Origin of the sequence: Pseudomonas paraglycinae (assembly GCF_021601625.1) — a bacterium.
Classification (GTDB): Bacteria; Pseudomonadota; Gammaproteobacteria; order Pseudomonadales; family Pseudomonadaceae; genus Aquipseudomonas; species Aquipseudomonas paraglycinae.
Genome location: NZ_BQHR01000003.1, coordinates 297,380 through 320,550, shown reverse-complemented (window position 1 = coordinate 320,550; position 23,171 = coordinate 297,380). Strand labels below are relative to the sequence as shown.

Here is a 23,171-nt window from a genome sequence, read left to right as displayed (position 1 = left end):
GGAAAGTCCCCTCACCCTAACCCTCTCCCAGAGGGAGAGGGAACTGATTGGGGGATGCTGCAGATATACGTCGACCTGATCTTGCTTCACCGAATCCATAATCGACTCGATTTTTCAGGTCGATGTACAACGCAAGACACCTCGGTCGGCTCCCTCTCCCCCCGGGAGAGGGCGGGGGTGAGGGAGCTTTTGACTTTAGCTATACACCCGGCCAAGGAGCTGCCGATGGCTTTCAAACTGATCGAGCACATCGCGTGTGATCTGATCCTGTGTGAAGCCCATCAGGTCGTAGTCCTGGCTGCCGTTGTGCAGGTACACCTCGGCGCGGTAGAAACGCTGGCGCGCTTCATCGGACTGGACCGACTCGCTCGGGGTTGCCAGGTAGCCGTCCAGGCTCACTTCGTAGACAAAAGGGTTGCCCTCTTCCATCTCGACCCGCACGCCCATGCAGCGCTTGGATTTGCCCAGCAGCGTCTGCACTTCCAGACCCTGTGCACGCATCTGCGCAGCGGCATCTTCCAGCGCCGGGCTGACGTGTTTGTCCATGAAACGCTGAACCACCGACTGGCTTGGTTGCAGGTCCAGCTGGGTCAGGCGCTCGCTGAAGCCACGACGACCGCGTTCAGCCAGTTGCGCCTGCTCCTGTTCGATCTGCATGTCCTGGCGCATCGCCTTGTGCAGGCCGAACATGAAGCACACCAGGACCACCGAGAACGGCAGACCGGCCAGCACCACCATGGTCTGCATGGCTTCGAAGTTACCGGCGAACAGCAGGCCGATGGTCACCAGAGTGATCACGACCGACCAGAAGATCCGCAGCCAGTGCGGGGCGTCTTCGTCGACGTTGCCGCCCTTGCAGGACAGGTTCGCCATCATCACCGCGCCGGAGTCGGCCGGGGTCAGGAACAGTACGAAACCAACAAAGATCGACACACCGATCACGACTTTCGACGCCGGGTAGTGTTCAAGCAACTGATAGATCGCCATCGACGGCTGCTCCAGCGCCGTCTTGCCGAGTTCCACCGCCCCCTGGTTCATCACCAAATCCAGCGCCGAGTTACCGAAGATCGACAGCCACGCCAGGGTGAAACCCAGCGGAATCAGCAGCACACCAGCCACCAGCTCACGCACGGTACGACCACGGGAAATACGCGCGATGAACATGCCGACGAATGGGGCCCAGGAAATCCACCACGCCCAGTAGAACAGAGTCCACAGGCCCAGCCAGCGGTCGGATTTCTCGCTGTCGCCTTCATAGACGTACAGGTCGAAAGTCTTCAGCAACACGCCGTTGAGGTAGTCGCCGATGTTCTGCACGAAGCCGTTGAGCAAGTGCAGGGTCGGGCCGAACAGCAGGACGAAAATCAGCAGGCCACTGAACAGGATGATGTTCAGGTTGGACAGACGACGGATGCCGTTTTCCACACCGGACACGGCAGCGATGGTCGCCACGGTGCTCATCACGATGATCACGATCAGCAGGTTGGTGTTGCTGTGTTCCATGCCGAACAGGTTTTCCAGACCAGAAGACACTTGCAGCGAGCCGATCCCCAGGTTGGTCACCAGACCCAGCAGGGTCACGAACATGCCGAAGCCGTCCACCGCATGACCGGCTGCGCCCTTGACCCAACGCTCGCCCACCAGCGGGTACAGCGCCGAACGCAGGGCCAGCGGCTGGTTATGACGGTAAGCGAAATAGGCCACGGCCAGACCGACCAGCGCATAGATCGCCCAGCCGTGCAGGCCCCAATGCAGGAAAGTCAGCTGAACGGCCTGACGTGCCGCCATGTTGGTCGCGGACGCACCTTCCGGCGGATTGAAGTAGTGATCCAGTGGCTCGGATGCACCGAAGTACAGCAGCGAAATACCGATACCCGACGAGAACAGCATCCCCGCCCAGGCGCCGTAGCTGAAATCCGGGGTGTCGTCCTTGCTACCCAGTTTGAGTTTGCCGTAGGAGGAAAACGCCAGGCCGACCACGAAAACCAGGTAAGCGGCGATCACCACCATGTAGTACCAGCCGAAGCTGCGGGACAACCAGGCCTGAGCCACTCCCAGCATTCTGCCGGCCTCTTGCGGGGCGATGATCAGAATGGCGGTCAACAACAGAATCAGCGCGGTAGAGGTGTAGAACACCCAACCGTTGACCGTCACCTTCTCGGGCGGGGTCTTTATAAGCGAGGCAGAACTCATGGCACAAATGCTCCAGGCAGTGCGAGAGAAGAACACAAGGCAACACGGAACCCGACCAATCGGTTAGTTGGCAGCCGACCGGCGGGTGATATAAAGACACCCCGAAAAAAGCCCGAACCTGCAGAGATGGCATCGCGAATCGCCGTCGTGGCCGAGGCATGGACGTTCATCCGAAACCTGGCCTTGAGCGTCTTGCCCATTCAACACGTCCATCGAACATCGAACCGCGCCTTGCCCCGCGCAGGTTTCGAGCCTTTTCGGATGTCGGTTTTATCGCCACTTACACGTAGGAAAAATCTGTAGGCAGCGACGATTTGTCGCAGATCTTATTCTTTGTTGATTGAACGTTCAATCAAAACAAAATAGACTGGCCCTCAATCCGATAGGCGTCATTCGCCCGTCGGAAGGCCTAAGGAGATGTGCAAGATGCCCAAGGTCGGTATGCAACCCATCCGCCGCCAACAACTGATCGAAGCCACTTTGCAGGCGGTTGATCAGGTCGGAATGGGGGACGCCAGCATTGCGCTGATCGCCCGTTTGGCCGGTGTCTCGAATGGCATCATCAGTCACTATTTTCAGGACAAGAATGGCCTGATCGCCGCCACGATGCGGTATCTGATGACCGCCCTCAGCGAGAGCGTCACCGCGCGCCGTCAGGCGCTGGCAGACAACAGCCCCCGGGCGCATCTGCAGGTGATCATCGAAGGAAACTTCGACGCCAGCCAGGTCAATGGTCCGGCAATGAAAACCTGGCTGGCCTTCTGGGCCACCAGCATGCACCAGCCGTCTTTGCACAGGTTGCAGCGGATCAACGATCACCGTCTGTATTCCAACCTGTGCTGCGAGTTCCGCCGTGTGTTGCCGCTCGAAGATGCGCGCACCGCCGCCCGTGGACTGGCAGCTCTGATCGACGGTTTGTGGTTGCGCGGCGCGCTGTCGGGAGACGCTTTCGACACTGCGCAGGCGCAACAGATCGCTTACGAATACATGGATTTCCAATTGGCCAAGCAGGTGAGCTAGAGCACAGAGAAAACGCTCGGCCCCTGAACTGTCACTGACCAGTGATGCCACAGCTACATGGCTCACCCGGTGACCAACGCCAACCACTAATGCACTTGCGAGGACACTATGGCCCGTTTCGAACTGCAAAAACTCTACATCGATGGCGCGTACTCCGACGCCGGCAGCGATGCCACCTTCGAAGCCATCAACCCGGCTAACGGTGAAGTCCTCGCACAAGTGCAACGTGCGACCAAGGAAGACGTCGAGCGTGCTGTGGTCAGCGCCGAAAAGGGCCAGAAAATCTGGGCCGCGATGACCGCCATGGAGCGTTCGCGCATCCTGCGTCGCGCCGTCGACATCCTGCGCGAGCGCAACGATGAACTGGCTGCCCTGGAAACCCTGGACACCGGTAAAGCCTTCTCCGAAACCAAGTACGTCGACATCGTCACCGGCGCCGACGTGCTGGAATACTACGCAGGCCTGGTGCCCGCCATCGAAGGCGAGCAGATCCCGCTGCGTGACACTTCCTTCGTCTACACCCGTCGCGAGCCGCTGGGCGTTGTCGCCGGTATCGGCGCGTGGAACTACCCGATTCAGATCGCTCTGTGGAAATCCGCTCCAGCCCTGGCGGCCGGTAACGCGATGATCTTCAAGCCAAGCGAAGTCACCTCGCTGACCACCCTGAAACTGGCCGAAATCTACACCGAAGCCGGCGTTCCGAACGGCGTGTTCAACGTGCTGACCGGCAGCGGCCGTGAAGTCGGCACCTGGCTGACCGAGCACCCGCGCATCGAGAAGATCTCCTTCACCGGCGGCACCGACACCGGCAAGAAAGTCATGGCCAGCGCTTCGGCTTCGTCGCTCAAAGACGTGACCATGGAACTGGGCGGCAAGTCCCCGCTGATCATCTGCGACGACGCCGACCTGGATCGCGCCGCCGACACCGCCATGATGGCCAACTTCTACAGCTCCGGTCAGGTCTGCACCAACGGCACTCGCGTGTTCGTGCCGAGCCACCTGAAAGCCGCTTTCGAAGCCAAGATCGTCGAGCGCGTTGCGCGCATCCGCGTTGGCAACCCGGAAGACGAAAACACCAACTTCGGCCCGCTGGTCAGCTTCCCGCACATGGAAAGCGTGCTGGGCTACATCGCCAAAGGTAAAGAAGAAGGCGCCCGCGTTCTGTGCGGTGGCGAACGTTTGACCGACGGCGAATTCGCCAAGGGCGCGTTCGTGGCTCCGACCGTGTTCACCGACTGCACCGACGACATGACCATCGTCCGTGAAGAAATCTTCGGCCCGGTAATGGCGATCCTGACCTACGAAACCGAAGAAGAAGTGATCCGTCGCGCCAACGACACCGACTTCGGCCTGGCCGCCGGTATCGTCACCCGCGACCTGAACCGCGCCCACCGCGTGATTCATCAACTGGAAGCCGGTATCTGCTGGATCAACGCCTGGGGCGAGTCCGACGCAAAAATGCCGGTTGGCGGTTACAAGCAGTCGGGCGTCGGCCGTGAGAACGGCATCAGCTCGCTGAACAACTTCACTCGCATCAAATCGGTACAGGTCGAGCTGGGCGATTACGTCTCGGTGTTCTAAGACCCGCCATCGTGTGCTGCCCGCGAAGCCGCCTTCGCGGGCAAGCCCGCTCCCACAAGGGAAGCGCTGGCTGTCTGACCTGACCAACTTCAAAGAGGGTGCATTCAATGTCCCAAGAATTCGATTACATCATCGTCGGTGCCGGCTCTGCCGGTAACACCCTGGCGACCCGTCTGACTGAAGACGAAGGCGTCACCGTCCTGCTGCTCGAAGCCGGTGGCCCGGACTACCGTCTCGATTTCCGCACGCAGATGCCGGCAGCCCTGGCATTCCCGCTGCAAGGCCGTCGCTACAACTGGGCGTACGAAACCGATCCTGAGCCACACATGGACGGTCGCCGGATGGAATGCGGTCGCGGCAAAGGCCTCGGCGGTTCCTCGCTGATCAACGGCATGTGCTACATCCGCGGCAACGCAATGGACTACGACGGCTGGGCGAAACTGCCAGGCCTGGAAGACTGGTCCTACCTCGATTGCCTGCCGTATTTCCGTAAAGCGGAAACCCGCGACATCGGCCCGAACGACTACCACGGTGGCGACGGACCGGTCAGCGTGACCACGCCGAAAGCGGGCAACAACCCGCTGTTCCACGCCATGGTTGAAGCTGGCGTGCAAGCCGGTTACCCGCGCACCGAAGACCTGAACGGCTACCAGCAGGAAGGCTTCGGCCCGATGGACCGCACCGTGACGCCGAACGGCCGTCGTGCTTCCACCGCCCGTGGCTACCTGGACGTGGCCAAGAAGCGTTCGACCCTGACCATCGTCACCCACGCCCTGACCGACAAGGTTCTGTTCGAAGGCAAGCGTGCCGTTGGCGTGCGTTACCTGGTCGGCGCCGCTGAAGAACGCGTTGAAGCCCGCGCCCGTAAAGAAGTCATCGTCTGCTCCGGCGCGATCGCTTCGCCGCAACTGCTGCAACGCTCCGGCGTCGGCCCGGCAAAACTGCTGGAAAGCCTCGACATTCCGGTCGTTCACGATCTGCCGGGCGTCGGTGAAAACCTGCAGGATCACCTCGAGCTGTACCTGCAATACGCTTGCACCCAACCGGTCTCGCTGTACCCGTCGCTGCTCTGGTACAACCAGCCGGCCATCGGTGCCGAGTGGCTGTTCAACGGCACCGGCATCGGCGCCAGCAACCAGTTCGAAGCCGGCGGTTTCATCCGTACTCGCGAAGAGTTCGAATGGCCGAACATTCAGTACCACTTCCTGCCGGTCGCGATTAACTACAACGGCAGCAACGGTGTGAAAGAGCACGGCTTCCAGGCGCACATGGGTTCCATGCGTTCGCCGAGCCGCGGTCGCATCCAGGTCAAATCCAAGGATCCGCGCCAGCACCCGAGCATCCTGTTCAACTACATGGCCACCGAGCAGGACTGGCAGGAATTCCGCGACGGCATCCGCCTGACCCGTGAAATCATGCAACAGCCTGCACTGGACGCTTTCCGTGGCCGTGAAATCAGCCCGGGCATCGAAGTGCAAACCGATGAGCAGCTGGACAAGTTCATCCGCGAGCACGCCGAAACCGCGTTCCACCCGTCCTGCTCGTGCAAGATGGGCACCGACGACATGGCGGTAGTGGATGGCGAAGGCCGTGTGCATGGCATGCAGGGACTGCGTGTGGTCGATGCCTCGATCATGCCGATCATCACCACCGGCAACCTGAACGCGCCGACGATCATGATCGCCGAGAAAATCGCCGACAAGATCCGTGGCCGCCAGCCGCTGCCGCGCAGCAACGCACCTTACTACGTCGCTGGCGATGCGCCGGTGAAAGGCAAGGCACTGCGTGATGTGAGTGCTGTTGCTCAGTAAACCGTAATACCGCGTCACGGCTAATCGCTGGCAAGCCAGCTCCCACAGGTTTTGCGTCGTTCACAGATTCTGTGACCACCAAAAAACCTGTGGGAGCGGGCTTGCCCGCGATGAGGCCATGCAATTCACCGCAAATTCTCCTGCTTCACAGTAAATCCTCCGACACCCCCTCTTCACTTGATCCTACACCCCACGCAGGCCTACTCTAGTCCTCGCCCAATCGTTTCACCCCTCCCCGCCGAATCCGCTTCGCCGTTTCTCCCATAACAAGGAGGTTTCCCTGATGTTCGATTTCCACCCCCAGCTCAAGCAGCGCTTCGCTGCCTTGCGCACGGGCGCCGAGTTTTTTTCCTTGCGGTATGTGCGCGAGTCCGGCCAGTACCTGTCGGTGCGCAAGAATGTCGCCGAGCCGCCGAGCCTGAGCCGCGACGAAGGCGCGATGCTCACCGTCCGGGTCAACGGCGTCGAAGCCTACGCCGCGACCAATGACCTGTCGCAACAAGGCCTGCAAGCCGCCCTCGAGCGCGCCGAGCAGCAGGCCCGGCGGATCAAGCCCCACGCCCTGCTCGACCTGAGCCAGCAGCCGGTGTCCAGCGACCGCGCCGACTACTTTTCACCCAATCTCGAACAACCCTTCCCGTCCCTGAGCGAATGCTTCGAGCTGCTCGGCGCGGAATCCGCCTCGGTGCCAAAGGATGAGCGCCTGGTGAACTGGGAAGTGAGCATCGGCATCGCCTACGTCGAACAGATCTACCTGAGCAGCGCCGGCGCTGAATTGCGCCAGGCCCAGCGTTTCGTCTATCCGGGCCTGAGCGTCACCGCCTACGACGGCAACGACAGCCAGACCCGCAGCCTCGGCCGCGAGAACTTCGGCCAGCAGGGCGGCGCCGACGTGATCAGCCGCTGCGGTTTGATCGGTGCTGGCCCGCAAGTCGCCGATCAGGCGCTGCAACTGCTGCTCGCACCGAACACCCCGCAAGGCCCGCGTGATTTGCTGCTGATGCCCGACCAGATGATGTTGCAGATCCACGAGTCCATCGGTCACCCGCTGGAGCTCGACCGGATCCTCGGCGACGAGCGCAATTACGCCGGCACCAGCTTCGTCAAAGCCTCGGATTTCGGCAGCCTGCAATACGGTTCGAAACTGCTCAACGTGACGTTCGATCCGGGCATTCCCGAAGAACTGGCGAGTTACGGTCACGATGACGACGGTTCCAAGGCCAGCAAGCAATTTTTGATTCACGAAGGCCTGCTGGTCCGTCCGTTGGGCGGTGCACTGTCGCAGTTCCGCGCGGGGCTGGACGGCGTCGCCAACAGCCGCGCCTGTGGCTGGAACCGCCCACCGATCGACCGCATGGCCAACCTCAACATCGAGCCGGGCGACCAGCCGCTGGAGCAACTGATCGGCGGCATCGAAAACGGCATTCTGATGAGCACCAACCGCTCATGGTCGATCGACGATGCCCGCAACAAATTCCAGTTCGGCTGCGAATGGGGCCAGTTGATCGAAAACGGCGAACTCAAGGGCGTGGTGAAAAACCCGAACTACCGGGGCATTTCCGCGCACTTCTGGAAGAGTCTGCGCGCCGTCGGCAACGCCGGCACCACTCAGGTGCTGGGCACGCCGAACTGCGGCAAGGGCGAACCGAACCAGGTGATCCGCGTCGGCCATGCGTCGCCGGCCTGCGTGTTCAGCAATGTTGATGTGTTTGGGGGAGACGCCTGATGAGTATTTCCAAGAACCCGTCCGAGGCGTTCAAGGTGCTGGTCAACTGGCTGCGCGATGCGGTGCGCGAGCCGGAACAGTTCACCCTGAGTTACGACGCCGAATCGTCGGCCTTCGTCCGTTTCAACCACGCCAAGGTGCGTCAGGCCGGGCAAGTGCAACAAGCCGGTATCGGTCTGAAACTGATCGACGACGGTCGCCATGCGGACCTGCACATCACCCTGTCCGGTGAGCAGGCCACCGACCTGCAACGTCTCGCTGAAGGCCTGCAGCAACTGCGCGAAACCCTGCCGCTGCTGCCGCAGGATCCGTACTTGTTGCTCAACCACAACGGCTGGCAGAGCAAGAACGTGCAGGAGCATCCGCTGCCGGACACCGAGCAGGTTGTCGCTGAAATCGCCCAGGCGGCCAAAGGACTGGATCTGGTCGGCTTCTACGCTGCCGGCCCGATCAGCCGTGGTTTTGCCAGTTCTTCCGGTGCGTTCGGCTGGCATCAGGCCAACAGCTTCAACTTCGACTTCAGCCTGTTCCACGAGAACGGCGAAGCGGTGAAGGCCAGCTACGCCGGGCATGACTGGAACAGCGAAGACTTCGCCAAACGCATCCAGCAGGCCCGCGAACAACTCGAGTTTCTCGGTCGACCGCTGCGCACCTTGCCGCCCGGCCAATACCGCGCCTATCTGGCGCCCGCAGCCCTGGAAGAAATCATGGGCATGCTGTGCTGGGGCGGTTTCTCGGCGCAGTCGATTGCCAGCAAAAGCAGCCCGCTGCAGAAGCTGTATGCCGGCGATCAGGCATTCAGTCCGCTGGTGTCCCTCGACGAGAAAGTCAGCGGCTCGCTGAGCCCGGCGTTCTCCGGCGAAGGTTACCCGCGCAGCGATCTGCGGTTGATCATCGAAGGCAAAGCGGGTGATCAGTTGGTGGGTTCGCGCAGTGCCGCCGAGTACGGTCTGACGGCCAACGGTGCCGGCGGTGGCGAATCGCCGAGCGCGCTGAACATGGCCGCCGGCGACTTGTCCCAGGCCGAGATCCTCAAGCAGTTGGGCACCGGGTTGTACATCAGCAATCTGTGGTACCTGAACTTCTCCGATCAACCGGCGGCACGCCTTACCGGCATGACTCGGTTTGCCACGTTCTGGGTCGAGAACGGCGAGATTCAGGCACCGGTCAGCACCATGCGTTTCGACGACAGTGCCTACAGCCTGCTGGGTTCGCATCTGGAAGCGTTGACCGCCGAACGGGAATTGCTGCTGTCGGCGAGCACTTACAGCCAGCGCAATACCTCGTCGGCATTGCTGCCGGGGGCATTGGTGAGCCGATTGACCTTGACCTTGTAAAAGCATCGCGAGCAGGCTCGCTCCCACAGGTTCGCGCAGTCCATGTGGAAACGAGCCTGCTCGCGATGAAGTCACCCCGGATTTACTGCGCCCATCACCAGAGGTTCCATGCCCAACCGCCCGCCTCTCGACGCCATCACCGCCCGCTGGTTGCCATGGGTCGTCGCCATCGCTTTCTTCATGCAGTCCCTCGACGGGACCATCCTCAACACCGCCCTGCCGGCCATGGCCAGGGATCTGGCCGAAGACCCGCTGCGCATGCAGGGCGTGATCATCGCCTACATGCTCACCGTGGCCCTGCTGATTCCCGCCTCAGGCTGGATCGCCGACCGCTTCGGCACCAAGAAAATCTTCTTCGGTGCGATCCTGCTGTTCAGCCTTGGCTCGCTGCTCTGTGCCTTGTCGAGCAGCCTGAGCATGCTGATCGGCGCGCGCGTGATCCAGGGCCTCGGCGGTGCGCTGATGCTGCCGGTCGGGCGTTTGGTGGTGCTGCGCGCCTACCCGCGCTCGGAACTGGTGCGGATCATGGGTTTCATCACCATTCCCGGCCTGCTCGGCCCGCTGATCGGCCCGACCATGGGCGGCTGGATGGTGGAATACCTGACGTGGCACTGGATCTTCCTGATCAACCTGCCGGTCGGCGTCATCGGTTGCTACGCGGTGTGGAAATTCATCCCCGACCTGCGCGGCACCGAGCGCACGCGTTTCGATAGCCTGGGTTTCCTGCTGTTCGGCGCGGCGATGGTGCTGATCACTATCGCCATGGAAGGCCTCGGCGAACTGCACCTGCCGCACCTGCGGGTGATGCTGTTGCTGTTCGGCGGCATGGCATGTCTGGCGGCGTACTGGCTGCGCGCCGGGCACATTGAAAACCCGCTGTTCGCGCCGTCACTGTTCAAGACCCGCACCTTCGCGGTCGGCATTCTCGGCAACCTGTTCGCCCGTCTGGGCAGCGGCGCCCTGCCGTTTCTGGTGCCGCTGCTGCTGCAAGTGGCGCTGGGGTATTCGCCGTCCCAGGCCGGGATGAGCATGCTGCCGCTGGCCGCAGCCGCGATGGTCGCCAAGTGGGGCGCGCGGCCACTGATCGAGCGTCTGGGCTATCGCATCGTGCTGACCGGCAACACCCTGTTTCTAGGGATCATGCTGGCGAGCATGGGCCTGGTCAGCGAGCAGACGCCATACTGGCTGCTGCTGTGCCTGCTGGCGGTTCTCGGGGCGATCAACTCGCTGCAATTCACCGCGATGAACACCGTGACCCTGATCGATCTCGACGACGCCAGCGCCAGCAGCGGCAACAGTTTGCTGTCGGTGGTGGCGCAGTTGTCGCTGAGCCTTGGCGTGGCGTGCGCCGGTGCGCTGCTCGGTGGCTTTACGGCGGAGATCGGCAATGACGGCGTTGAGACCGTGTTGGGCGCGTTTCAGCTCACGTTCGTGACTGTTGGGATCATGGCCATGTTGGCCGCAACCATTTTTTCTCAACTTTCAAAGAATGACGGACGGCGAGTCAGACGTCCGGAAGAGCACATCGAGTCTTAGGGCTATTGGCCACCGGGCTGGTACACTGCGCGACATTTTGTTTTGCAGGCCAGTCCCGTGACCACCATCGCCACCGCTTTTAATACTTTGCCGCTGTCCGCCGCCATGCTGGCTAACCTCGACTCCCTCGGTTATGCCCAGATGACGCCGATCCAGGCGCAGAGCTTGCCGGTGATCCTCAAGGGGATGGACCTGATCGCCCAGGCCAAGACCGGCAGCGGCAAGACCGCCGCGTTCGGCATCGGCCTGCTGAACCCGATCAATCCGCGCTACTTCGGTTGCCAGGCGCTGGTGATTTGCCCGACCCGTGAGCTGGCTGACCAGGTTGCCAAGGAAATCCGTCGTCTGGCCCGTGCCGAAGACAACATCAAGGTCCTGACCCTGTGCGGCGGCGTGTCCTTCGGCCCGCAGATCGGCTCGCTGGAGCACGGCGCGCACATCATCGTCGGCACCCCGGGCCGCATTCAGCAGCACCTGCGCAAGGGTTCGCTGGTCCTCGACGGCCTGAACACGCTGATCCTCGACGAAGCCGATCGCATGCTCGACATGGGTTTCTACGACGCCATCGAAGACATCATCGAGCAGACCCCGGCCCGCCGTCAGACCCTGCTGTTCTCCGCTACTTATCCGGTGGGCATCAAGCAACTGGCGTCGAAGTTCATGCGCGATCCGCAAACGGTGAAAGCCGAAGCGTTCCACGACGACACTCAGATCGAACAGCGCTTCTACGAGATTTCCCCGGAAGAGCGCATGAGCGCGGTGACCAAGGTCCTGCATCACTTCCGTCCGGCCTCCACCGTGGCGTTCTGCTTCACCAAGCAGCAGGTTCAGGAAACCGTCGATCACCTGACCTCCAAAGGCATTTCCGCCGTCGGCCTGCACGGCGATCTGGAGCAGCGTGACCGCGATCAGGTGTTGGCGATGTTCGCCAACCGCAGTACTTCGGTACTGGTTGCCACCGACGTTGCCGCCCGTGGTCTGGACATCGATGCACTGGACATGGTGATCAACGTCGAACTGGCCCGCGACTCGGAAATCCACATTCACCGCGTCGGCCGCACCGGTCGTGCCGGCGAGAAAGGCATCGCGGTCAGCCTCGTTGCGCCGTCCGAAGCGCACCGCGCGCAAGCCATCGAGCAACTGCAGAAAACCCCGCTGAACTGGGATCAGGTGGACAACCTCAAGTCCCAGGGCGGTGCCCCGCTGCAACCGCCGATGAGCACGCTGTGCATCGCTGGCGGGCGCAAGGACAAGGTACGTCCGGGCGACATTCTGGGCGCACTGACCGGTGAAGCCGGCATTCCGGGCGCCCAGGTCGGCAAGATCGCGATCTTCGACTTCCAATCGTATGTGGCCGTCGAGCGCACCGTGGTCATGCAGGCACTGCAGCGCTTGAACAACGGCAAGATCAAGGGCCGTTCGCTGCGCGTTCGCGTTTTGTAAGAACGCTTGATCGTTCCCACGCTCTGCGTGGGAATGCATCCTGTGACGCTCCGCGTCACGATTCAAAAGCGGACGCAGAGCGTCCATGGCGGCATTCCCACGCAGAGCGTGGGAACGATCTACGTGATGATTGTGTGAGGACACCGTTTTGCGCTCTACCGAAGTCGTGATCATTGGCGCTGGCGCCGCAGGGTTGATGTGTGCACTGACCGCCGCCGGGCGCGGGCGTCAGGTGATGCTGCTCGACCACGCGAACAAGGCCGGCAAGAAAATCCTGATGTCCGGCGGTGGGCGCTGCAACTTCACCAACATGTACACCGAACCGAGCAATTTTCTCTCGCAGAATGCGCACTTCTGCAAATCCGCGCTGGCCCGCTACACCCAGTGGGACTTCATCGGCATGGTCGCCAAGCACGGCGTGCCGTACCACGAGAAAAAGCTCGGCCAACTGTTCTGCGATAACAAATCCAGCGACATCCTCGGCATGCTGCTGGACGAGTGCGATCAGGTCGGCGTCAACCTGCACCTCGACACGTCGATCCAGACCATCGAGAAGGTCGAGGGCGGTTACCTGCTCGACACGACTCTCGGCCAGATCCAGTGCCAGTCGCTGGTGATCGCCACCGGCGGTCTGTCGATCCCGACCCTCGGCGCGACCGGTTTCGGTTATCAAGTCGCCAAGCAGTTCGGCCACGACCTGCTGCCAACACGCGCCGGGTTGGTGCCGTTCACCATCACCGATCAGCTCAAGGAGCTGTGCACCGAACTGTCCGGCACCTCGGTGGATTGTCTGGTCAGCTGCAACGACCAGAGTTTTCGCGAGAACATCCTGTTCACTCACCGCGGCCTCAGTGGCCCGGCGATTCTGCAGATTTCCTCGTTCTGGGAGCCGGGCGACACGGTCGAGATCAACCTGCTGCCGGATCACGACGCCGCGAGCTGGCTGCAACAGCAAACCGCCGAACGTCCGAACAGCGAACTGAAAACCCTGCTCGGCGAAATCTTCACCAAGAAGATGGCCAACCTGCTGGCGGACAACTGGTTCGTCTCCAAACCGATGAAGCAGTACACCCACGCCGAACTGGCGGACATCGCCGAAAAGCTCGGCAGCTGGAAAGTCGTCCCGGCCGGCACCGAAGGCTACCGCACGGCCGAAGTGACGCTGGGCGGCGTCGACACCCGAGAAGTCTCGTCCAAGACCATGGAATCGCTGAAAAGCCCGGGCCTCTACTTCGTCGGCGAAGTGCTGGATGTCACCGGGCATCTGGGCGGATTCAACTTCCAGTGGGCGTGGGCCTCTGGTTACGCTGCCGCGCAGTACGTCTGACCCAGGTTTTTTTAGATTTGAAATGCAATCCCTGTGGGAGCTGGCTTGCCAGCGATGGCGGCCTGACAGTCAGCAATGATGTTGGGTGTACTGGCCTCATCGCTGGCAAGCCAGCTCCCACAGGTTTGTGTGCAAGATTCAAAATTTGAAGTCGGCGCAGGAACCCAAAGGAACACTTTTTGCTGTCAGATGTGATCGGCGCCATTGCGTCGGCGTCATTACTGGCTCAATTTAGCGGCATCGCCTCGGAAGGCCTTCGCACTTCATGTCCTCGACCTCGTTTCGTCAGTCTTTGCGGCGCCTGTGGGCGCTGGATAAATTCAGCTACAGCGTGCGGGTGTTCATCGCCCTGACCGGCAGCATGGCGCTGTGCTGGTATCAGGATGAAATGGGGCTGCTGATCCCGCTGTTCCTCGGGATCATCGCCAGCGCCCTGGCCGAGACCGACGACAGTTGGCAGGGCCGCCTCAACGCACTGGCGGTGACGCTGGTGTGTTTCAGCGTCGCGGCGCTGTCGGTGGAATTGTTATTCCCCTACCCCATCGTGTTCGTCATCGCCCTGGCACTGGCCAGTTTCGGCCTGACCATGCTCGGTGCGCTGGGCGAACGGTATGGCGCGATTGCTTCGGCGACCCTGATTCTTTCCGTCTACACCATGATCGGCGTGGATCAGCGCGGTGGCGCGGTCACGGATTTCTGGCATGAGCCGATGCTGCTGGTGGCCGGTGCCGCGTGGTACGGCCTGCTGTCGGTGCTGTGGCAGGCGATGTTTTCCAATCAGCCGGTGCAGCAGAGTCTGGCGCGGCTGTTCCGCGAACTCGGCTATTACCTGAAGCTGAAATCCTCGCTGTTCGAGCCGATCCGTCAGATGGACGTCGAAGCACGGCGACTGGAACTGGCCCAGCAAAACGGCCGGGTCGTCGCAGCCCTGAACAGCGCCAAGGAAATCATCCTGCACCGGGTCGGCAACGGTCGCCCGGGCTCGAAAGTCAGCCGTTACCTGAAGCTGTACTTCCTGGCGCAAGACATCCACGAACGCGCCAGTTCTTCCCACTACCCCTACAACGCCCTGGCCGATGCGTTTTTCCACAGCGATGTCTTGTTCCGCTGCCAGCGCCTGCTGCGCCAGCAAGGCAAGGCCTGTCGGGCGCTGGCCGAATCGATCCAGATGCGTCAGCCGTTCATCTACGACGCGAGTTTCGCCGAAGCCCTGAGCGACCTGCACGCCTCCCTCGAACACCTGCGCATCCAGAGCAACCCGGCCTGGCGCGGGCTGCTGCGTTCATTGCGCGCACTGGCGGCCAACCTCGGCACCCTCGACCGTTTGCTCAGTGACGCCAGCAACCCTGACGCCCTGGCCGATGCCACCGACAGCAGCCTGCTCGACCGCTCGCCGCGCAACTTCAAGGACGTGTGGATTCGTCTGCGCACGCAGCTGACGCCGACCTCGCTGCTGTTCCGTCACGCCCTGCGTTTGCCGCTGGCGTTGAGCATCGGCTACGGCATGGTGCACCTGATTCACCCGTCGCAGGGTTACTGGATCATCCTCACCACGCTGTTCGTCTGCCAGCCGAACTACGGCGCCACCCGGCGCAAACTCGGTCAGCGGATTTTCGGCACGGCGATCGGCCTGACGATTGCCTGGGCGCTGTTCGATCTGTTCCCGAATCCGCTGGTGCAGTCGTGCTTCGCCATCGCCGCCGGCGTGGTGTTCTTTACCAACCGCACCACCCGCTACACCGTGGCGACCGCCGCGATCACGATCATGGTGCTGTTCTGCTTCAACCAGGTCGGTGACGGCTACGGGCTGTTTGTGCCGAGGCTGTTCGATACCTTGCTCGGCAGCCTGATTGCCGGGCTGGCGGTGTTCCTGTTCCTGCCGGACTGGCAGGGCCGACGCCTGAACAAAGTGCTGGCCAACACCCTCACCTGCAACAGCATTTACCTGCGCCAGATCATGCAGCAATACGCCGCCGGCAAGAGCGACGACCTCGCCTATCGCCTGGCCCGGCGCAACGCGCACAACGCTGACGCGGCACTCTCCACGACGCTGGCGAACATGCTGATGGAGCCGGGGCATTTCCGGAAGGAAGCCGACGTGGGCTTTCGCTTCCTGGTGCTGTCGCACACCTTGCTCAGCTATCTGTCAGGGCTTGGCGCGCACCGGGAAACCCAGCTGCCGGCCGAGGTGCGCGAACACCTGATCGACGGCGCCGGCGTGAGTCTGGCGGCGAGCATCGATGAAATCGCCCAGGGGCTGGCGAGCAAACAGCCGATTGCGATTCAGAGCGATGAGGAAGAAGCGCTGGCCAATGAGCTGGAGCAGATGCCGGACGAAATCGACGAAGGCCAGCGGCTGGTGCAGACGCAACTGGCGTTGATCTGCCGTCAACTCGGGCCGTTGCGCACGCTCGCGGCGCATCTGATCAAAGACACAGCCGAAGACTGAGCCGCCTCACATTCCATGCTGCCTGAGCAGCTTGTCATAGCTGCCATCGGCCTTCATCGATGCAATCGCCTTGTCGAACCCGGCCACGATCTGTTCGTGCTGCGGGTTCTTCAGGCTGACCAGAATATGCAGGCTGTTCTCGCTCAGTGGCTTGGGCAGAAACTCCACCGCGTTGCGGACTTTCGGTGATTCCCGGGCCAGGTAATAGCGGGCGACGTATTCGTCTTCCAGAGTCAGCTTGACCCGGTCCGCCGCCAGCATGCGCACGGCCATGGCGAAGTTATGCACAGGGACTTTCTGCAACGCGGTGTCGGCATCGAACGGCGCCGAATAGGCGTAGCCGCGCACGACCGCAACCGGATAGGTGTGCAGTTCCTGCAGGTTGTTGTATTCGATGGGCGCGTCTTTGCGCTTGAGGAAGCGCACGCGATTGAGCAGGTACTCAGCGGAAAACTGCCCGATCTTCGTGCGCTCGTCGTTGTACCAGGCGTTGACCAGCACGTCGTAACGTCCTTCGCCAACCCCCATCAACGCCCGCGCCCACGGCACCTGCTCATAACCGCTGGCATAACCGGCACGGGCCAGGGCCGTGCTGACGATGTCGGTCGCCAGCCCACCGTTGACCAGTGTGTCATCGGTAAAGGGCGGCCAGACGTCGAACACCAGACGCAATTTCTCCGCTGCCGCGCTTTGACCCAGCAACAGCAATCCGATCAAAGCAAAGGCTCGATGCAATCGCGGCATGCTTGAAAATCCTTAGCGGGCGGGCCGCCCGGCGTGTTTTCAGTCAAAACCCCAAGGCCCCTTACCGGCGAATCCCAGGCCCTAACCTTAGCTCATTGAAGCCATTGCACAGCGCTTCCCAGCAGATTACACAAAGTACGGCGGGCCGCGATATTGGAATGATGGCATTTTGGCCTTTGTCACAGATTTCTCAGCCATACAGACATATTTCGGCGCTGCGCTTAGTATCGGGCGACGTAGTTCAAGGAATCGGAAGATGACAATCGAGTGGGTCTGCAAACATCACAGCGATCTGGGACTGGAGCAGCTGTACGCCATTTTGAAATTGCGCTCGGAAGTGTTCGTGGTCGAACAGCGCTGCGCTTACCTGGATCCGGACGGTCAGGATCTGGACGGTGACACCTGCCATCTGATGGGCTGGGACGATGATCAGCTGGTGGCGTACCTGCGCCTGCTGGATCCGGAATCCCAGGGTGGCGACGTGGTGATCGGCCGCGTGCTGACCGCGCCGGCCGGGCGTGGCAAAGGACTGGGGCATGAAATGATGGAACAGGCGCTGAAACAGGCGCAGAAGCGTTGGCCTGAAGTGCCGATCTATCTGTCGGCCCAGGCGCATTTGCAGGGGTATTACGGGCGGTATGGGTTTGTGGTGGCGGGTGAGGAATATCTGGAGGATGACATTCCGCACATCGGGATGCGGCGTTCCTGAAAAGCCCCCTCACCCTAACCCTCTCCCGGAGGGAGAGGGGACTGATTGGGGAATATTCGGGAGATACAACGACCTGAACGAGCGTTGTTGAATCCATAATCGCCACACTTGATCAGGTCGATGTATGACGCAAGACACCTCGGTCAGCTCCCTCTCCCTCCGGGAGAGGGCTGGGGTGAGGGCAACAATCTAAAGGCGAACACCCAAACTCAGGGATATTCGAGAACAGCCTTGATCTGCCGCAAATTCCGCTCGATCCACCCCCGATCAATCGCCCCCCACTCACGAATCCGATAGCGCCCCGCATGATTGCGCGCGCCCTCTTCCTGTTCGAACTCGCAGACAATATCCAGATCCGCCAGCGCCGCAATCGTGTCCTGCGCCGTGCGCCGGGGCATGCCAGTGACTTCGGTCAGCGCCGGCACGCTGCTCGCCAGGCCGCTGTCGATCAGGTACGCCACGTACAAGCGCCGGTAAAAACTGCTCTTGGTCTTGCTTACGTCCATGCATGCGCTCCGTTGTTTGATGTCTTATTGCATGTCGCGCCACGTCAGGTACACCCGCAGGTCGAACTCGACCTGGTGGTAGCCCGGCAGCATGTGCTCACATAACTTATAGAACGCCTTGTTGTGATCCGACTCCTTGAAGTGCGCCAGCTCGTGCACGACGATCATCTTCAGAAACTCCGGCGCGGCGTCCTTGAACAGCGAGGCGATGCGGATCTCTTTCTTGGCCTTGAGCTTGCCGCCCTGCACCCGCGACACCGTGGTGTGCAGGCCGAGGGCGCGGTGGGTCAGATCGAGACGGTTGTCGAACAGGACCTTGTCGATGGCCGGGGCGTTGCGCAGGTATTCCTGCTTCAAGTCCAGCGCGTAGCCGTACAACGCCTTGTCGCTCTGCACATCGTGGCGGCCCGGATAGCGTTGGCTCAGGTAATCACCGAGGCGGTTGTCGGCGATCAATTGGCGCACCTGATCCTGCAGATTCGCGGGATAGGCCTGGAGGTATTTCAACGCAGTCATGGGGCGGCACGGGTCATGAAAAGGCCGCCAGTGTAGCGAATTCAACCGGCTAACGCGCTCCAGTCGAACGGCTCGGTAAAGCGTGCGGTGTCCTCGGCGACCAACGGCCGCGCCACCAGGAAGCCTTGCACGTACTCGCAACCATGGGCTTGCAGCCACTGGTATTGCTCGACGGTTTCCACGCCTTCGGCAATCACCAGCAAGCCGTATTCCTTGCATAAGTCGATGACCGTGCGCACCAGCGAAGCGTCGCGGGACGAGTCCGGCAATCGGGCAATCAGGTGGCGATCGAGTTTGAGGGTATCCAGTTCCAGATCGCGCAAATGCGCCAGCGAGCAGGCCCCGGAACCGAAATCGTCCAGCGCCACCCGCACCCCGAGATTGCGCAGCAGCTTCAGCTGCTTGCGGGTCTCGTCCGGGTTGATCGTCAGCGCTTCTTCGGTGACTTCCACTTCCATCTGGTGTGGCTGCAAACCATGGCGCTCCAGCACTTGGCGCAATTCAGTGACCAGATTCGGCAGGCCGAACTGGGTGTTGCTCAGGCTCACGCCGATCACCAGATCCCTGGAGAACTCGGACTCCCAAGCCTTACGCTGCCCGGCGCTGCGATGATAGATCCAGCTGCCGAGCCGGCTGATCAGCGTCGCCTCCTCCAGCAACGGCAGGAACAACCCCGGCGGCACATCGCCGACGCTCGGGTGCTGCCAGCGCAGCAACGCCTCGAAACCACGAACGCGACCATCGCCAATGGCCACCTGCGGCTGATACACCAGATTGAAATCGCGGTTCTCGATGGCATTACGCACGCTTTCTTCCAGCATCAGCCGCGACCGCGCACGGCCGTTCATTTCATGATCGTAGAAACGATATTGCTGACGCCCGGCACGCTTGGCCTCGTACATGGCGATGTCCGAGGCGCGCAGCAGACCGTCGAGGTTGTTGCCGCAGTCGGGGTAGGTGGCAATGCCGATACTCGCGCCCAGAGCAATATCGAGGCCTTCGATCTGCTGACAGATCGACACCCGCTCGATGAGTTTTTCAGCAATCTTCGCCGCTTGTTCGGGGAATTCCAGATCCAGCAGCGCGGTGAATTCATCGCCGCCCATCCGCGCCAGAATGTCGAATGGCCGCAGGCACGCTTTCAATTGTTCGGAGACCCAGCGCAACACCCGGTCCCCGGCATCATGGCCGAGGGAATCATTGACCCTCTTGAAACCGTCGAGATCGAGATACATCAACACCCAACTGCTATCCGTGCGCTCGCCGCGCAACAGCAGGTTTTCCACAGTCTGGTAAAAACCCCGGCGATTGAGCAGCCCGGTCAGCGGGTCGGTGACAGCCTGAAATTCCAGCTGCTGATGCAGATGACGCACCACCGACATGTCCAGCACCGTCACCACCATCGCATGTTGTTCACTCGGCAGCGGCGCGCAGGACAAGGCCACTGGCACCTGCTGCCCCGGTGCGGTGCGCAGCGACGCATCGTGTAGACGCAGCGTCTCGCCACGTTTGTACCCGGCGTAAAACTCGGAATCGGCCCACAGCGGAATGTGCGGTTTCTGCAGATAATCGAGAAACTCCTGCCCTTCCAGCTCCTTCACCGGCGCATTGAGCAACCGGGAAATCGCCGGGTTGGCAAAGCGGATCAAACCATCCTCGCCCAACACCAGAATGCCTTCGGCCGCGTTATCCAGCACCGAGGCATTGAAGGCCCGCGCCGATTCCAGATCCTGACTCAAACGCTGCAAGGCCCGGCGATTGCGCTGGTGCTCGAGCAACGCCTGGACTTTCGGCTTGAGAATCTGCGGATCGAACGGTTTGAACAGGTAATCCACCGCACCGCTGGCATAACCCTTGATCACGGCGTCCTGGGACTGCTCGTTGGCAGTGAGGAAAATGATCGGGGTCAGGCGCGTGCGCTGGCTGCCGCGCATCAGCCGCGCGACTTCGAAACCGTCCATGCCCGGCATCTGCACATCCAGCAGCACCAGGTCGATGTCGTGTTCGAGCAACAGGTTGAGGGCTTCGTAACCGGAAGCGGCGGTCAATACCTGCCAGTCCTGGCGCTGCAGCAACGCGCGCATGCTGATCAGGTTTTCAGGGTAATCATCAACGATCAAAAGGACTGAGCTGCCTTCACCTGGCTGGGGTTGCGCGCATTCCATGCTGCTTCTCTTGTCGGGACAACTCGTGTCGGGGCATCTCGGGTCAGTGTTCCGGGCGGCTTCTCGTGAAAACCATACAGTCACCGAGTCTTCACTCTAGTCCGGGATCTGTAAAAGCAATAGCTGTCATCCAGCCATCATTTAAACAAACCGGCGGGCAGCCGACTAACGGTCACCGCTGAAGCCCCCGAATACCGGGAAAGATGGCACTTCGACAGGATGTTGACGCCAATCATCCGCCAGACGGCCGTTAACAAAAAATCCCTCTACGCTTATAAAGGCCGCCCCCAAGAGGCGCGGGCTAGAGCTTCTGGCACGCGCGTGCAACAGCAACAGAGTGGAAGAACCGACATGATCGACCTCGCAACCTGGAACCTCAGCGTTCCCGTTGGCAGCCCGCCCTACACCGTCGAAACCTCCAAACTGGTGAACGGCTTCAAGGATCAGTACTTCCATTCCGACACCGGCACCCTGTTCTTCTGGTCCCCGGTGACCGGTTCGAAAACCGAAAACGCCATTTATCCCCGCACCGAACTGCGTGAGACCTACAGCAACGGAACATTGCGCAACTGGTATTACCCCGACGCCGACAACCTGCTGCGCGCGACCCTTTCGGTCAACAAGGTGCCCAGCTCCGGCAAGATCGTCATCGGCCAGATCCACGCCTATGAAAGCCAGAAGCCGATGCTCAAGCTTGAATACCAATACAAAGAAAAAACCGAGACCGGCAACCTGGTGATCAAGCTGCGCACCCATCCGGATCAGGACGAAAGCCGCGTCATCACCCTCGCCACCGGGATCAAACTCAATCGCGAGTTCAACTACCTCATTCACCTGAGCCCTGGCGGCGCATTGGGCGTGAGTGCGGCCGGGTATCAGTGGGATTCGCAGATCAGCGCGACATGGCGCAACAAACCGCTGTATTTCAAGGCGGGGGTGTATGTGCAGGACAACACCGGGTACACCAGTGAGGGTGGGCAGGTGACGTTCAGCAAGCTGGATATTGATCACGATAAATAGCCGCGATGCGTTCGTTTAAGGCTGCTGTTTAAAGGCAGTGCGCGTAACGTCCCGAAGCCTACAACGGCTTGCGTCGCTGCCTACCACTACGCCAGAATCCGCCGGCTTGTGCGCCTGGAGGGCCATCGGTAACTTGATTCGGGTCACTGATTCGCAGTGATCGGGTTTAGTAGCCCGAGGGTTCGAGCTTGTGCATAAGCATCTGTCAGTCAGGAATTTCGATTCCTGCACCTGATGGCGACTGTGCGCAGGGCATCTTCGGGTGCGCCGGCTTGCTCGAAACCCCGGTCTACTAACCTGCGTACAGTTGCCTCCACTTTGATTAGTAGCCAGAGCGGGGGCACTCCATTCAGGTTTCGAGCAAATGATTAAATCTACGCCTCATCCGCCGGTCACAGACCCGGCCTCTCCCTACGATTCCATCGACCCCAAAAAACTCAACGAAGCCGCCGAGCGCGCCCTCGACCACTACCTCTGCCCCGGCGCCCGCATCATGGCCACGGTCAACGAACCCGACCGCATGTACTTCGCCAACCCCGCCGACAACACTGAATCCCTGCTGGCCAATGCCAGCGAAACCCTCGGCTCCGCCAGCGAAATGCTCAACAACTTCGCCGCCACCCTCGCCCCCGCCGACCGCAAAACCGCGATAGGCATTGCGCAGTTGGTAATGCTTGGAGAACTGGCGGTGAATCAGGCGCTGGATCACGTCGAGCCGAACTAGGAACCCTCGTTCATCCGACAAAATCGGCTCAAAAAAAACCCGCCTCACGGCGGGTTTCTTTCAACTCAGCTAAACACCCAGTCTCAATTGACCTTGGCGTTCAACTCACCCTTCAGATAACACTGATACATGCTTTCCAGCGAGATCGGCTTGATCTTCGAAGCGTTGCCGGCAGTACAACAAATAAATCAAAAAATAAATCCGTCTCCATTTTTCAGTAAAAAACTGCAGGGCGCGGTGGCTTTTAACCTTGACTTGAGACCGGCTATTGGGCATCACCTTAGTTGCATCCTTTTCTGCTTATTTCTTTTTTTCTAAAAAATCAATCCAACTCGACTAGAAAAATATAAAAAACTGTCAATTA

17 protein-coding genes and 1 pseudogene are annotated in these 23,171 nt (G+C 60.9%); 12 read left to right on the top strand and 6 right to left on the bottom strand.

The window, feature by feature from the left end; genetic code table 11:
* Positions 1-195: 195 nt before the first annotated feature.
* Complete coding sequence (locus L6D82_RS06115) at positions 196-2,136, bottom strand: BCCT family transporter (protein ID WP_236188449.1); 1,941 nt, start codon at positions 2,134-2,136, stop codon at positions 196-198.
* Between the two features lie 483 nt (positions 2,137-2,619).
* Between L6D82_RS06115 and betI the strand changes: the two genes are divergently transcribed.
* The 9 genes from betI (at position 2,620) to yccS (ending at position 16,423) form a co-directional block, all read left to right on the top strand.
* Positions 2,620-3,213 (top strand): transcriptional regulator BetI, encoded by a 594-nt coding sequence (gene betI, locus L6D82_RS06110; protein WP_102716752.1) that lies wholly within the window; start codon positions 2,620-2,622, stop codon positions 3,211-3,213.
* 108 nt (positions 3,214-3,321) lie between these two features.
* Positions 3,322-4,794 (top strand): betaine-aldehyde dehydrogenase, encoded by a 1,473-nt coding sequence (gene betB, locus L6D82_RS06105; RefSeq protein WP_085746649.1) that lies wholly within the window; start codon positions 3,322-3,324, stop codon positions 4,792-4,794.
* 107 nt (positions 4,795-4,901) lie between these two features.
* A complete protein-coding gene (gene betA / locus L6D82_RS06100; protein ID WP_102716751.1) occupies positions 4,902-6,605 on the top strand; it encodes a choline dehydrogenase in 1,704 nt (567 codons plus the stop codon).
* A 283-nt stretch (positions 6,606-6,888) separates the two neighbouring features.
* Positions 6,889-8,331 (top strand): TldD/PmbA family protein, encoded by a 1,443-nt coding sequence (locus L6D82_RS06095; protein WP_236188366.1) that lies wholly within the window; start codon positions 6,889-6,891, stop codon positions 8,329-8,331.
* Positions 8,331-9,668, top strand: coding sequence for a TldD/PmbA family protein (locus L6D82_RS06090; protein ID WP_236188364.1), 1,338 nt, complete (start codon positions 8,331-8,333; stop codon positions 9,666-9,668). The genes L6D82_RS06095 and L6D82_RS06090 overlap by 1 nt, the downstream gene beginning before the upstream one ends.
* A 108-nt stretch (positions 9,669-9,776) precedes the next feature.
* Positions 9,777-11,204, top strand: coding sequence for a multidrug transporter subunit MdtD (gene mdtD / locus L6D82_RS06085; protein WP_236188362.1), 1,428 nt, complete (start codon positions 9,777-9,779; stop codon positions 11,202-11,204).
* Between the two features lie 57 nt (positions 11,205-11,261).
* Complete coding sequence (dbpA, locus tag L6D82_RS06080) at positions 11,262-12,647, top strand: ATP-dependent RNA helicase DbpA (protein WP_007959732.1); 1,386 nt, start codon at positions 11,262-11,264, stop codon at positions 12,645-12,647.
* A 148-nt stretch (positions 12,648-12,795) separates the two neighbouring features.
* Complete coding sequence (locus tag L6D82_RS06075) at positions 12,796-13,974, top strand: BaiN/RdsA family NAD(P)/FAD-dependent oxidoreductase (RefSeq protein WP_007959730.1); 1,179 nt, start codon at positions 12,796-12,798, stop codon at positions 13,972-13,974.
* A 265-nt stretch (positions 13,975-14,239) separates the two neighbouring features.
* Positions 14,240-16,423, top strand: a complete 2,184-nt coding sequence (gene yccS, locus L6D82_RS06070; RefSeq protein ID WP_007959728.1) for a YccS family putative transporter — start codon at positions 14,240-14,242, stop codon at positions 16,421-16,423.
* Between the two features lie 6 nt (positions 16,424-16,429).
* Here the strand turns inward: yccS and L6D82_RS06065 are convergent, their stop codons facing one another.
* Positions 16,430-17,167, bottom strand: a complete 738-nt coding sequence (locus tag L6D82_RS06065) for a substrate-binding periplasmic protein (protein WP_085746655.1) — start codon at positions 17,165-17,167, stop codon at positions 16,430-16,432.
* A gap of 256 nt (positions 17,168-17,423) precedes the next feature.
* On the opposite strand from L6D82_RS06065, the gene L6D82_RS06060 reads away from it, so the two are divergent.
* Positions 17,424-17,876 (top strand): GNAT family N-acetyltransferase, encoded by a 453-nt coding sequence (locus L6D82_RS06060; RefSeq protein WP_064599990.1) that lies wholly within the window; start codon positions 17,424-17,426, stop codon positions 17,874-17,876.
* 209 nt (positions 17,877-18,085) lie between these two features.
* Here L6D82_RS06060 and L6D82_RS06055 read toward each other — a convergent pair whose 3' ends face one another.
* From L6D82_RS06055 to L6D82_RS06045, 3 genes are read right to left on the bottom strand one after another with little or no spacing between them, the layout of a single operon-like run.
* Entirely contained in the window at positions 18,086-18,382 is a 297-nt protein-coding gene (locus L6D82_RS06055) for a winged helix-turn-helix domain-containing protein (RefSeq protein ID WP_007894945.1), read from the bottom strand.
* 24 nt (positions 18,383-18,406) lie between these two features.
* Complete coding sequence (locus L6D82_RS06050) at positions 18,407-18,898, bottom strand: M48 metallopeptidase family protein (protein WP_007959720.1); 492 nt, start codon at positions 18,896-18,898, stop codon at positions 18,407-18,409.
* Positions 18,899-18,939: 41 nt separating this feature from the next.
* Entirely contained in the window at positions 18,940-21,063 is a 2,124-nt protein-coding gene (locus tag L6D82_RS06045; RefSeq protein ID WP_085746658.1) for a putative bifunctional diguanylate cyclase/phosphodiesterase, read from the bottom strand.
* A gap of 351 nt (positions 21,064-21,414) precedes the next feature.
* Between L6D82_RS06045 and L6D82_RS06040 the strand changes: the two genes are divergently transcribed.
* Together L6D82_RS06040 and L6D82_RS06035 are read left to right on the top strand one after the other, a co-directional pair.
* Positions 21,415-22,083: a polysaccharide lyase family 7 protein gene (locus L6D82_RS06040; protein WP_011336318.1), complete on the top strand. Its 669-nt coding sequence runs from the start codon at positions 21,415-21,417 to the stop codon at positions 22,081-22,083.
* A 364-nt stretch (positions 22,084-22,447) separates the two neighbouring features.
* A complete protein-coding gene (locus L6D82_RS06035; RefSeq protein WP_236188361.1) occupies positions 22,448-22,807 on the top strand; it encodes a DUF6124 family protein in 360 nt (119 codons plus the stop codon).
* An 83-nt stretch (positions 22,808-22,890) separates the two neighbouring features.
* On the opposite strand, the pseudogene L6D82_RS28660 reads toward L6D82_RS06035, so the two are convergent.
* Positions 22,891-22,983, bottom strand: a pseudogene (locus L6D82_RS28660) (class II fructose-bisphosphate aldolase); the annotation flags it as partial.
* Positions 22,984-23,171: the final 188 nt, after the last annotated feature.

Bases quoted from the DNA above. Each gene is read 5' to 3' on its own strand.
- betI (WP_102716752.1), top strand. From the start codon at position 2,620: ATGCCCAAGGTCGGTATGCAACCCATCCGCCGCCAACAACTGATCGAA.
- betB (WP_085746649.1), top strand. From the start codon at position 3,322: ATGGCCCGTTTCGAACTGCAAAAACTCTACATCGATGGCGCGTACTCC.
- betA (WP_102716751.1), top strand. From the start codon at position 4,902: ATGTCCCAAGAATTCGATTACATCATCGTCGGTGCCGGCTCTGCCGGT.
- L6D82_RS06095 (WP_236188366.1), top strand. From the start codon at position 6,889: ATGTTCGATTTCCACCCCCAGCTCAAGCAGCGCTTCGCTGCCTTGCGC.
- L6D82_RS06090 (WP_236188364.1), top strand. From the start codon at position 8,331: ATGAGTATTTCCAAGAACCCGTCCGAGGCGTTCAAGGTGCTGGTCAAC.
- mdtD (WP_236188362.1), top strand. From the start codon at position 9,777: ATGCCCAACCGCCCGCCTCTCGACGCCATCACCGCCCGCTGGTTGCCA.
- yccS (WP_007959728.1), top strand. From the start codon at position 14,240: ATGTCCTCGACCTCGTTTCGTCAGTCTTTGCGGCGCCTGTGGGCGCTG.
- L6D82_RS06065 (WP_085746655.1), bottom strand. From the start codon at position 17,167: ATGCCGCGATTGCATCGAGCCTTTGCTTTGATCGGATTGCTGTTGCTG.
- L6D82_RS06060 (WP_064599990.1), top strand. From the start codon at position 17,424: ATGACAATCGAGTGGGTCTGCAAACATCACAGCGATCTGGGACTGGAG.
- L6D82_RS06055 (WP_007894945.1), bottom strand. From the start codon at position 18,382: ATGGACGTAAGCAAGACCAAGAGCAGTTTTTACCGGCGCTTGTACGTG.
- L6D82_RS06050 (WP_007959720.1), bottom strand. From the start codon at position 18,898: ATGACTGCGTTGAAATACCTCCAGGCCTATCCCGCGAATCTGCAGGAT.
- L6D82_RS06045 (WP_085746658.1), bottom strand. From the start codon at position 21,063: ATGGAATGCGCGCAACCCCAGCCAGGTGAAGGCAGCTCAGTCCTTTTG.
- L6D82_RS06040 (WP_011336318.1), top strand. From the start codon at position 21,415: ATGATCGACCTCGCAACCTGGAACCTCAGCGTTCCCGTTGGCAGCCCG.
- L6D82_RS06035 (WP_236188361.1), top strand. From the start codon at position 22,448: ATGATTAAATCTACGCCTCATCCGCCGGTCACAGACCCGGCCTCTCCC.